Below are 11,880 nucleotides of genomic sequence, written 5' to 3' on the forward strand. Positions count from 1 at the left end.
TAAGGAAAAAGTATGGAATTCAAACATTATTCAGTACTCCTGGATGAGTGCCTGGACAATTTGAATATTAAACCTGATGGAATATATCTTGATGGAACTCTTGGTGGCGCAGGACATTCTTCACATATTGCTGAGAGACTTACAGATGGAGGACATCTGTACGGTACAGATCAGGATGAGGACGCTATCCGCGCTGCAACAAAGAGACTTGAGCCTTATGAATCCAGAGTTACTATCATCAGAGATAACTATGAAAACGCAGTTGAAAGGCTGAAGGCTCTTGGTGTTACGGGAGTTGACGGAATACTGCTTGATCTTGGAGTTTCATCTTATCAGCTTGATAACGCTGAAAGAGGTTTTACCTATAAAGAAGATGTTCCTCTCGATATGAGAATGGATCAGCGACAGACACTGACGGCCAGAGATATTATCAATGACTATTCTGAAATGGAGCTTTTCCATATCATAAGAGATTTTGGAGAAGATAAATTTGCCAAGAATATTGCAAAGCATATCTGTATAGAAAGAGCTAAATCCCCAATAGAAACAACGGGACAGCTCAATGACATCATTAAGGCGGCTATACCGGCCAAGATGAGAGAAAAGGGAGGCCATCCTTCCAAGAGAACTTATCAGGCTATCAGAATAGCCCTTAACAGAGAGTTGGATGTTTTGCAGAACTCTTTGGACGGTTTTATTGATTTCCTTAATCCCGGAGGAAGACTCTGCGTTATTACTTTCCATTCATTGGAAGACAGAATAACCAAGAATAACTTCAGAAGAAATGAGAATCCTTGTACATGCCCACCTAATTTCCCGGTCTGTGTATGTGGCAAGACATCAAAAGGCAGGGTAATAACAAGAAAGCCTATTTTACCAAGTGAAAAAGAGCTTGCTGAGAATAAACGTTCTCAGAGTGCAAAGCTTAGAGTTTTTGAAAAGATTAAATGAAATTAACTTAACTGCAATAGCAGTAAGAAGGGAGGCTAACATGGCAAATGAATATATTCACGGAAATACCGTAAAAAAGATCAATGAACAACCAAATGAGAAAAAAGACCGCTTCCATGTGCAGGAGCCTCAAAAGAAAAATAGAAGGCGCCACCACATGAGCCTTGGATACCTTGTGTTTTTATCAATGGCAATGGTGCTTATGGTGGGAACGCTTGCGTGGTACATCAATCTGCAGTCACAGATCAAGAACAGCGTTAAGCATGTAGCTCAGCTTGAAAGCCAGCTCAATGCATTAAAGCAGGATAACGATGAGGCTTACAACAGAGCTAACGGCAATGTTGATCTTGATGAGGTAAAAAGAATAGCAATTCAGGAATACGGAATGACGTATGCCAGTGAGGGACAGATCATCACATATTCTGATGGCGGCGGAAATGACTATGTACGCCAGATTGCGCCTATCCCGCATGAATAACTTCTTAAAATAATTTGCCCCTGGTACAAAATATGACTATAATTGAAAGGGTGTAATTGGAAGGATTTTATGTTTAGATGAAAAGGCGTAAGGAAAAAAATAAGCAGAAGTTTACTATAGGAATGAGAAAAAAGCTGGTGGTGCTATTTGTATTGGTACTACTGGCTTTCGTTGGGTTAGGGGTCAGACTTATCCTTATAACCAAGAACAACGGTGAGGAGTATCAGAAACAGGTTCTTTCTCAGCAGCAATATGATTCGACAACTATTCCCTTTAGAAGAGGCGAGATCCTGGATGCCAACAATACTATTCTTGCCTACAGTGAGAAAGTATACAATGTCATCCTTGATGCAAAGATTCTTTTAAGGGATTCCAAATATCTTGATCCTACGATAAAAGCGCTTGTAAGATGCTTTGGGCTTGATGGAGGCGATATAAGAAATTACCTTTCAGAGCATCCATCATCTCAATATTATATTTTGGCCAAAAAACTTACTTACTCAGAGATAAGTGAGTTCCAGGGACTTATTACTCCCGGCTCTGAAACCTATGATGAAAATATTCAGGGCATTTGGTTCGAGGAAAGCTACATTCGTAAATATCCAAACGGTTCTCTTGCCAGTGACATTATAGGCTTTACTTCAAGTGACAACACTGGTATGTATGGACTTGAAGAGTATTACAACAACACTCTTAGTGGAACTCCCGGAAGAGAATATGGATATCTTGACGATGATTCCAATCTTGAGAGAACAACTATTTCAGCTACAGACGGTGATAGCATCGTCACAACTATTGATGGTAATCTTCAGACAATAGTTGAAAAACATTTAAACGAGTTCAATGAGCAGTATAAAAACAATGCCAGAGAAGGCAATGGAGCCAATAATGTAGGCTGTATCATTATGGATATCCATACAGGTGAGATCCTTGCTATGGCAAGTTATCCAAACTTTGACCTGAACAACCCAAGAGATACGGCGGCCCTTATCGGAATGCCTGCGGTTGATGAAAAGGGAAACAAAGTAAAGGGTGAATCAGTCTATGATTCCGGTGTGTACATCACTGAGGAAATGCTTCAAAACTTTACTGATGAGCAGCTCTATCAGAACTACAATGCTTTATGGAAAAATTTCTGTATTGCAGATACATACGAGCCCGGATCTGTTGCCAAGCCTTTTACTGTAGCTACTGGACTTGAGAGTGGCTCTATAACAGGTGACGAAGTCTATAACTGCCTTGGTAAGCTTGAAGTCGGCGGTTGGGAGATCAAGTGCCATAACACCTACGGTGACGGAGCTGTTTCAGTATCAAGAGGAATTGAGATCTCCTGTAACGTAGCTATGATGTATGTAGCACAGGCTATTGGAGTAAATACTTTTACCAAGTTTCAAAAAGATTTCGGATTCGGACTTAAGACCAATATCGATCTTGCCGGAGAAGCCAGAACTGAGGGCCTTACCTACAGCGCTTCCAATATGACATCTACTGACCTTGCCACTAACTCTTTTGGACAGGGCTTTAACGTAGATATGATCGAGATGATAACAGCCTTTAGCTCGCTGATCAACGGTGGCTACTATTACGAACCTCATGTTGTTAAGAAGGTTGTGAGCAGCAGCGGAGCAACAATTAAGAATATTGAACCGAGAATTTTAAGACAGACAATATCACAGAGCACATCTGATAAGATAATAGAGTACTGTAATCAGGTAGTTGCAGGTTCAGAAGGTACGGGTAAAACAGCAAGACCTGCGGGTTATATGATCGGTGGTAAGACAGGAACGGCTCAGACTCTGCCCCGTGGAAACCATCAGTATGTTGTTTCATTTATGGGATATGCACCGGCATCTGACCCAGACATAGCAATCTACGTTGTTGTTGATAGACCCAACGTGCTTTATCAGGATGATGCCAAGTTTGCAACCAGAATAGTAAGAGCTATTCTTACAGAGGCTCTTCCTTATCTTAACTATCCTATGACAGAGGAACTTTCTGAAAAAGAAAAAGCGGAACTTGAGACTCTTCGTGAGCAGCTTGTTACAACAGCAGTTGCGGAAGAAGAGCAGGAGGAAAATCCGGAGGAAGTTACAGAAGGAGCTGCTGAGACCAGTGAGGAGACAACTGAAGCCCCAGAGGAAAAAGAAAGAAATTCAATCTGGGAGTCATTTGACAAAGATCCTACTACGGGCTATTATGTAGACCCAAGTAACGGAAATCTTATAGATCCGGACAGCGGAAGCGTAGTTGGCGGAGATGAACTTCCTGATTTTGAGGGAGTACCGGAAGAGGCCGCCTCGGCAAGTAGTAGTAATTAAGATTTGAGGATGTAATTATGGAAAACTATTTAACCAGAACACTGATACCTGTTCTTGTATCATTTCTTGTAGCAGTTATTATCGGACCTTCAGTAATAGGTATGTTAAAAAAGCTTAAGGCAGGTCAGACAGAGCGCGAAGAGGGACTTGAGTCCCATCAGAAAAAGACCGGAACTCCAACAATGGGAGGAATCATATTCCTTGTTCCTTTCTTTATCATAGGAATATTGTACGGAGCAGCTCATAAGGAAGTTATTCCGGTGCTTATTCTCACCTTTGGTTTTGGACTTATTGGTTTTATTGATGATTATATCAAAGTAGTAAAAAAGCATAATCTCGGACTTCGTGCATGGCAGAAGATCGTTGGACAGCTCATTATTGTAGTTGTATTTGCCCTCTATGTAGAGAAATTTACTGATCTTTCCCTTGCAATGAAGGTTCCATTCACAAATATAATGCTTGATTTTGGATTTTGGAATATTCCGATCCTGTTCTTTATAGCGCTTGGAACAGCTAATGGAACAAACTTTACAGACGGAGTTGATGGCCTTTGCGCATCGGTAACAGCAGTTGTAGCAGGATTTTTTGCGATAGCTGGAATGGTGACAGGAGCAACAGGAGCAGAGGTTATGTCTTCAGCTATGATGGGAGCTCTTTTAGGCTATCTTGTATATAACGTATATCCCGGGAAAGTAATGATGGGAGACACAGGATCCCTTGCTATAGGCGGATTTGTTACCGGAATAGCGTACGTTATGCAAATGCCTATTTTCATTGTTATAGTCGGCTTTATTTACGCTTTGGAAGTAGTTTCAGTTATTATGCAGGTTTCATATTTTAAGATAACACACGGTAAAAGAATTTTCAGAATGGCCCCTATTCATCATCATTTTGAAAAAGGTGGCTGGTCTGAGACTAAGGTTGTGAATGTGTTTACTACAGTGACAATACTCATGTGCCTTATTGCTTATGCCGGTTTGAGATAACTAATGATATACGAAGGAATGTAAAATGAAAGCAGCAGATATTATTGGAAAAAAAGTACTAGTAATTGGTTCAGGTCTCTCCGGAGTCGGATCAGTAAGACTTCTTCATCAGGTTGGTGCAGTGCCGATCGTATTGGAAGAGAACACAAAGGTGACCGAAGAGGATATCAGGAAAAAACTCCACGAAGAAGATAGGGATAATGCACAGATCATTATTGGAAATATCGAAGATGCTGTATTAGATGAACTTTCTCTGACTGTTCCAAGTCCTGCAGTACCTCTTGATGCACCTACAGTTATGAGAATTAAAGAGAAAAATATACCTATCTGGAGTGAGATTGAGCTGGCTTACAATTTTTCCAAAGGTAAGCTGGTTGCAATAACAGGAACAAATGGAAAGACTACCACTACAACTCTTGTGGGCGATATTATGAAAGCTCATTTTGCAGATACATATGTAGTTGGAAATATAGGCGTATCCTATGCTGAGAGTGCACTTAAGATGACTGAAGACTCTGTTACTACAGGTGAGATCAGTTCTTTTCAGCTTGAGGCTGTTGATAATTTCCATGCAAATGTATCAGCAATTCTTAATATTACGCCTGATCATCTCAACAGACATCATACGATGGAGTGCTATGCTTCCATGAAGGAAAATGTCACAAACAGACAGACAAAGGATGATACCTGTGTCCTTAATTATGACAATGAATATACAAGAGATTTTGGAAACAGATGCCCATCTAAGGTGATCTTTTTCTCAACAAAAGAAAAGCTCTCTGACGGATTCTTCCTTGATGGCGATGAGATCTTTATGAGTACAGCAGGTAATGCAACCAGGATCATGAATATTCATGACATGAATCTGGTTGGCCTTTGCAACGTTGAAAATGTTATGGCAGCCATAGCAATATCTCTTTCTATGGGTGTTCCGCTTGATACAATTCTTAATGTTGTTCGTAATTTTAAGGCAGTAGAGCATAGAATTGAGTTTGTCGCTACAAAGAATGGCGTTGACTATTACAATGATTCCAAGGGAACCAATCCCGATGCAGCTATTCAGGGTATAAGGGCCATGAGCAAGCCAACAATCCTTATCGGCGGGGGCTATGATAAGGGTAGTGAGTATGACGAGTGGATTGAGAACTTTGGAGATAAGGTAAAACTTCTGGTTCTTATTGGCCAAACAAAAGAAAAAATCGCAGAGTGTGCTAAAAAGCATGGATTTACCAATTACTGTTTTAAAGACAGCTTTGAAGATGCACTTAAGTTCTGTACAGAAAGTGCTGATGAGGGTGATGCAGTTCTTTTATCACCTGCATGCGCAAGCTGGGATATGTTCCCGAATTATGAGACCAGGGGAAAGATATTCAAGGAATACGTAAATGCGCTGTAATGTGCTTTTTTACGGCATTTGTTATGTTATGAGGGATTAAAGTGGAGAGAGTCAGAACACTTAGAAAGCCAAAAGTTGAATCATATATAGACTATAGTCTGGTTTTCATAGTTCTGTTTTTGCTGGCATTTGGACTGGTTATGCTTTATTCAACAAGTTCCTACGAAGCCAATCTGGACTATGGAGACTCAGCCTATTACTTTAAACATCAGCTCGGACCAACGATCATTGGACTTGGAGCTATGATTTTTATGTCCTATTTTCCATATAGGATCCTGAAGAAATTTGCTTTTCCAATCTATGCGGTCGCAGCCGGATTACTGTTTCTTCTTATCCCTTTAGGAAAAACCATCAACGGCGCAAAGAGATGGATATATGTTGGAGGTATCTCAATCCAGCCAGCCGAAATTGCGAAATTTGCCGTAATTGTTTTTTCAGCGACGCTTGTTATTTCTCTTAAAAAGAAACTGCTTGAGCCAAAAGGTTTTGGAACAATGCTTGCGTTCCCGGCGTTTCTTTCACTTTTAGTATATGGAATCACAAAAAATCTTAGTTCTGCGATCATTATCATGGGTATTGCTGTAGTAATGCTTTTTGTGTCTACACCCGGATATAAGAGGTACATTATCGCAGCTCTTTCTGTTTTGGCTTTGGCCACTGTAATTGTTCTTATAGTTGCTAATTCAGCAGATTCAAGTGGAATGAACTACAGATTTAAAAGAATACTTGTATGGCTTGATCCTGCTGCTTATGCCAGTGGAAAGGGATTCCAGACCATTCAGGCCCTTTATGCCATTGGTTCTGGTGGAATTTTTGGAAAAGGCCTTGGCGAGAGTATGCAGAAAATGGGCTTCATCCCTGAGGCTCAGAACGACATGATCTTTTCCATTATCTGTGAAGAACTGGGACTTTTTGGAGCTATCGCAGTAATGCTCATGTTCCTTCTTCTTATCTGGAGATTGATGGTAATAGCCAATAATGCTCCAGATATGTTTGGGGCACTTTTGGTTATCGGTGTAATGGGTCATATCGCTATTCAGGTTATTCTTAATATCGCGGTTGTAACCAATACTATCCCTAATACAGGAATCACACTTCCCTTTATTAGTTACGGTGGTTCCGCGGTTATTGTTCAGCTTGCAGAAATTGGCATGGCGCTTAATGTGGCCAGAAATATAGGAAGATGATATAGATGGCAAAGAAAAAGCGTAGAAAACCCAGACCAAGAAAAAAGAATAATATAGATATCAGAAGTTTTTTTGAAAAGATCACAGACTCCTTAAGATATAACAGGAGTCTTTATATTATCATCGGAATAGTCATAGCTCTTTTTATCGTGGGACTTCTGGCATTTACTTACATAAGGGATAATTACACCATTACAAACGTTTATGTAACAGGCAACACACATTACACGGACGAAGAAGTCATAGATATGGTAATGACAGATAAGCTCTGTCACAATTCACTGTATCTTTCACTAAAATACAGGAACAAGTCCATAGAAGGTGTCCCTTTTGTAGAGAAAATGAGTGTTGAGATAGTATCCCCTGACACTGTAAGAATAAATGTTTACGAAAAAGCGGTTGCCGGATATATTTCGTATCTTGGGCACTATATTTATTTTGACAGAGATGGAATAGTGGTTGAAAGCTCATTGGAGGCCAGTGATGACGTTCCTGAGGTTTTAGGACTTAGCTTTTCATATGTTGTACTTTACGAAAAACTGCCAATAGATAACGAGGATGTTTTTGAGGAAATCCTTGATATCACACAGCTTTTGTCCAAGTACAACTTAAAGGCAAACAAGATCTTTTTTGACAGCGAGTATAATCTTTACCTGTATTTCGAGGGAGTTGAAGTAAGTATAGGCACAAAAGACTATATAGATGAAAAAATAATACAACTTCAGTATATTTTACCTGAACTTGAAGGTAAAACAGGTCTGCTTGAAATGAAAGATTATGATGTAGACACAAAAAACGTGACTTTTCAGGAAAAAAAGCAGTAAATTGTTGTACAAAAAACAAAAATTTAAAGGAAAAAACAGGTTGATAATTGAACAAAAAAATCGTATCATAGCTATTAGGAGTCTATGGATTATGAAGGAGGAGTTGTTTTGCTGGAGATAAAGTCAAACGAAGCAGAAAATGCCTGCAAGATAATTGTCGTTGGGGTCGGCGGTGCAGGAAATAATGCTGTAAATAGAATGGTAGACGAAAATATTACCGGTGTTGAGTTCATCGGTATAAATACAGATAAGCAGGCACTTCAGTTATGTAAAGCCCCTAAGCTTTTACAGATCGGTGAGAAGCTTACAAAGGGTCTTGGTGCCGGTGCAAAGCCTGAAATTGGCCAGAAAGCTGCTGAGGAGAGCGCAGAAGAGATTTCTGCTGCACTTAAGGGCGCTGATATGGTATTCGTTACTTGTGGTATGGGTGGCGGAACAGGAACAGGTGCTGCTCCAGTTGTTGCAAAACTTGCCAAAGAGATGGGTATTCTTACTGTTGGTGTGGTTACAAAACCTTTCAGTTTCGAAGCTCGTGTTCGTATGCAGAACGCTATGCTCGGAATATCTAATATCAGGACTAATGTAGATACACTTATTGTTATCCCTAACGATAAACTTCTTCAGATTGTTGACAGACGTACAACTATGCCTGATGCCCTTAAGAAAGCTGATGAAGTACTTCAGCAGGCAGTTCAGGGTGTTACTGATCTTATTAATGTACCTGCAGTTATCAACCTCGATTTCGCAGATGTACAGACTGTTATGAAGGATAAAGGCATTGCTCATATCGGTATTGGTACCGGTAAGGGTGATGATAAGGCAGCTGATGCTGTTAAGATGGCAGTTGAGAGTCCACTTCTTGAGACTAAGGTTAACGGAGCTACAGATGTTATCATCAATATCTCCGGTGATATCAGTCTTACAGATGCTCAGGAAGCTTCTGATTATGTTCGTGGACTTGCCGGCGATGATGTAAATGTTATCTTTGGTGCAATGTATGATGAGAATAAGACTGATACTTGCACAGTTACAGTTATCGCTACAGGAATTGATGATAAGCTTATGGCAGCTAAGCCAGCTGCAGCTAGACCGGTTCAGCAGGCAACACCTGTAACACCAGTTTCAATTCCACAGCCTACAGTTAACGTAGCACATGCTACAACTGTTACACCATCTTCAGTAGTAACTCCTATCCAGCCTTCAGTAGAGACAATTGGTATTTCTCGTGAGAACAGTGCTGCAGCTCCTAAGCCAAATCTTGGTATCAACAGACCTACAGATATCAAGAGTACAGTAGAGCCAAAGTCACTTAAAATTCCTGATTTCTTACAGAGAAAGTAAAAATTAACGAAATAGTATTAAAAAGCCTTTTGCAAATTATGCAAAAGGCTTTTATTTTTGCCAGAACAATGCTACAATAGTTTGTGTGGTTGTTTGATTTTTTCACCAATATGTAGTGGACATGTCAAATCGGGAAATGGAGGAAAAGTTATGAAGTGCCCATTCTGTGGGAAAGATGATACCAGAGTAATTGATTCAAGACCGGCTGACGATAATACGTCAATTAGGAGAAGAAGGGTCTGTGATTCCTGTAGCAAGCGTTTTACTACATATGAAAAAGTTGAGACAATACCTCTTATTGTTATCAAGAAGGGCGATGTGAGAGAACCATATGACAGAGCCAAGATTGAGGCAGGAGTGTTCAGAGCGTGTCATAAGAGACCTGTAAGTGCTGAGCAGATCACTAAAATGGTTGATGCAGTAGAGACAGAGATTTTTAATATGGAGCAGAAGGAAATCCCCAGCAGATCTATAGGTGAGATTGTTATGGACAAGATGAAGAATCTTGATCCTGTAGCTTATGTCAGATTTGCATCTGTTTATAGAGAGTTTAAGGATGTGAACACATTTATGGATGAGCTTAAATCAGTTCTTAAGAAGGAAGCAGAGGGGACCATAACAGACAGCACAGACAAGAATACACCTCTTTTAAAGAAAGAATAAAAAGTACAAGTAATAGCCTTGACAACTTATTGTCAAGGCTATATATTTACATACGTATTGCTGCGTTGCTTTATATCATGCGCATACGTAGCGAAAAAACAATTTCATAGGAGGAAGATTTTAGCATGATTAGAGGAGATGTTATGAGAAAGGGAGTATCATCACTTCTGATGATCGTGTTAACAACACTGACTGTTGCATTGAGTGGATGCTCAAGTGACAAGGCAGGGGAATCTGCTTCTTTGGACCAAAGCGCAGGGGCGAGCACTGAAACAGTGACTGGCACAGCTGATACAGCGTCTGAAGCGGTTGCAGATGATCTTTCTAAGCTTATCGTAGGTATACCTCAGGATATAAGCGATCTTGACCCTCATTACGCAACGGGGGCTGGAATCAAAGAGGTATTATTTAACGTCTTTGAAGGCCTTGTAAAGCCTGACGCTAGCGGTAATCTTATCCCAGCTGTAGCAAGTGAAGTTAACATTTCTGATGACAACAAGGTTTACACATTTACACTTCGCGATGGAATCAAGTTCCATGATGGAAGTCTGGTTACAGTGGAGGATATCAAGTATTCTATCGACCGCAACAGGGGCGCTGATGGAAGCGAGCCACTTGTTTCTTCATTTTCCAATATTGAAAGTGTAAATATTATTGATGACAGCCATGTGGAGATTGTTCTTACAACTCCAAATTCTGAGTTTTTACCACTTCTTACAGTGGCTATCATCCCAGAGAGCAATACAGATCCTGCTACTAATCCAATTGGTACAGGCCCTTACAAGTATGTTTCAAGCTCACCACAGGAGAACTTCATTGTTACAAGATTTGATGACTATTGGGGTGATAAGGCATACATTAAGGATGTAGTATTTAAAGTTGAGGCTAACTCAGATGCGATCGTACTCGATCTTGAAGGCGGATCACTTGATATGGTTGCCCGTCTTACAAGCGCTCAGGTAGCTCAGCTTTCAGATAAGTTTGATATTTACGAAGGCACAATGAACCTGGTTCAGGCCATGTACCTTAACAACGCAGTAAAGCCTTTTGATGATGTTAAGGTAAGACAGGCTCTGTGCTATGCAATAAGCCCTCAGGAGATTATGGATTTTGTTTCTGATGGCGCCGGAACAGAGATTGGTAGTGCTATGTATCCTTCATTTACAAAGTACTATGATCCAGCTCTTAATGACACTTATAATCAGGATGTAGAGAAAGCGAAAGCTCTTTTGGCTGAGGCTGGTTACCCTGATGGATTTACATTTACAATTACAGTTCCATCAAACTATGCGCAGCACGTTGATACTGCACAGGTTATTGCAGAGGAACTTAAGGCTATTGGTGTTACAGCCAATATTCAGGAAGTTGAATGGAATACATGGCTCAGTGATGTTTATTCTGACAAGAACTATGAGGCAACAGTTGTAGGCTTTGATGCTTCTACTCTTTCAGCTTCAGCTCTTCTTGCAAGATATTGCTCAGATTCAAGCAAGAACATGTTCAACTTCAAGAGCGATGCATATGATGCAGCTTATGCAAATGCAGTAGCAACTTCTGATGATGCTGAAAAGACCAAGTACTATAAAGAGTGCCTTAAGATCCTTTCAGAAGAAGCAGCTAATGTATATATTCAGGACCTTCCTGAGTTTGTTGCTCTTAATAAGAAATTCACAGGATATGAATTTTATCCTCTTTATGTACAGGATATAGCTAAGATCAGACCTGCACAGTAAAGA

The 11,880-nt window shown here is 40.2% G+C and carries 10 protein-coding genes; all 10 read left to right on the forward strand.

Annotation, left to right across the window (positions count from 1 at the left end):
- Nucleotides 1-12 precede the first annotated feature (12 nt).
- The 10 genes from rsmH to E7303_RS06505 all read left to right on the forward strand — a co-directional run bounded on the left by rsmH (nucleotide 13) and on the right by E7303_RS06505 (nucleotide 11,877).
- The gene (gene rsmH / locus E7303_RS06460) at nucleotides 13-951 is read left to right on the forward strand and encodes a 16S rRNA (cytosine(1402)-N(4))-methyltransferase RsmH (RefSeq protein ID WP_292144387.1); all 939 of its coding nucleotides are present in this window, start codon (nucleotides 13-15) and stop codon (nucleotides 949-951) included.
- Between the two features lie 40 nt (nucleotides 952-991).
- Nucleotides 992-1,429: a cell division protein FtsL gene (locus E7303_RS06465; protein WP_292144388.1), complete on the forward strand. Its 438-nt coding sequence runs from the start codon at nucleotides 992-994 to the stop codon at nucleotides 1,427-1,429.
- Nucleotides 1,430-1,506: 77 nt separating this feature from the next.
- The gene (locus E7303_RS06470; protein WP_292144389.1) at nucleotides 1,507-3,747 is read left to right on the forward strand and encodes a penicillin-binding transpeptidase domain-containing protein; all 2,241 of its coding nucleotides are present in this window, start codon (nucleotides 1,507-1,509) and stop codon (nucleotides 3,745-3,747) included.
- A gap of 17 nt (nucleotides 3,748-3,764) precedes the next feature.
- Nucleotides 3,765-4,733: a phospho-N-acetylmuramoyl-pentapeptide-transferase gene (gene mraY / locus E7303_RS06475; RefSeq protein ID WP_292144390.1), complete on the forward strand. Its 969-nt coding sequence runs from the start codon at nucleotides 3,765-3,767 to the stop codon at nucleotides 4,731-4,733.
- Between the two features lie 25 nt (nucleotides 4,734-4,758).
- Nucleotides 4,759-6,129 (forward strand): UDP-N-acetylmuramoyl-L-alanine--D-glutamate ligase, encoded by a 1,371-nt coding sequence (gene murD, locus E7303_RS06480; RefSeq protein ID WP_292144391.1) that lies wholly within the window; start codon nucleotides 4,759-4,761, stop codon nucleotides 6,127-6,129.
- Nucleotides 6,130-6,170: 41 nt separating this feature from the next.
- Nucleotides 6,171-7,316: an FtsW/RodA/SpoVE family cell cycle protein gene (locus E7303_RS06485; protein WP_292144392.1), complete on the forward strand. Its 1,146-nt coding sequence runs from the start codon at nucleotides 6,171-6,173 to the stop codon at nucleotides 7,314-7,316.
- 5 nt (nucleotides 7,317-7,321) lie between these two features.
- A complete protein-coding gene (locus tag E7303_RS06490; protein ID WP_292144393.1) occupies nucleotides 7,322-8,140 on the forward strand; it encodes a cell division protein FtsQ/DivIB in 819 nt (272 codons plus the stop codon).
- A gap of 108 nt (nucleotides 8,141-8,248) precedes the next feature.
- The gene (gene ftsZ, locus E7303_RS06495; protein WP_103869074.1) at nucleotides 8,249-9,481 is read left to right on the forward strand and encodes a cell division protein FtsZ; all 1,233 of its coding nucleotides are present in this window, start codon (nucleotides 8,249-8,251) and stop codon (nucleotides 9,479-9,481) included.
- A gap of 150 nt (nucleotides 9,482-9,631) precedes the next feature.
- Entirely contained in the window at nucleotides 9,632-10,144 is a 513-nt protein-coding gene (gene nrdR / locus E7303_RS06500; protein ID WP_022774126.1) for a transcriptional regulator NrdR, read from the forward strand.
- A 125-nt stretch (nucleotides 10,145-10,269) separates the two neighbouring features.
- Nucleotides 10,270-11,877, forward strand: coding sequence for an ABC transporter substrate-binding protein (locus E7303_RS06505; protein ID WP_022774125.1), 1,608 nt, complete (start codon nucleotides 10,270-10,272; stop codon nucleotides 11,875-11,877).
- The last annotated feature ends 3 nt before the right edge of the window (nucleotides 11,878-11,880 follow it).

This window comes from Butyrivibrio sp. (assembly GCF_015056685.1).
Taxonomy (GTDB): domain Bacteria; phylum Bacillota; class Clostridia; order Lachnospirales; family Lachnospiraceae; genus Butyrivibrio.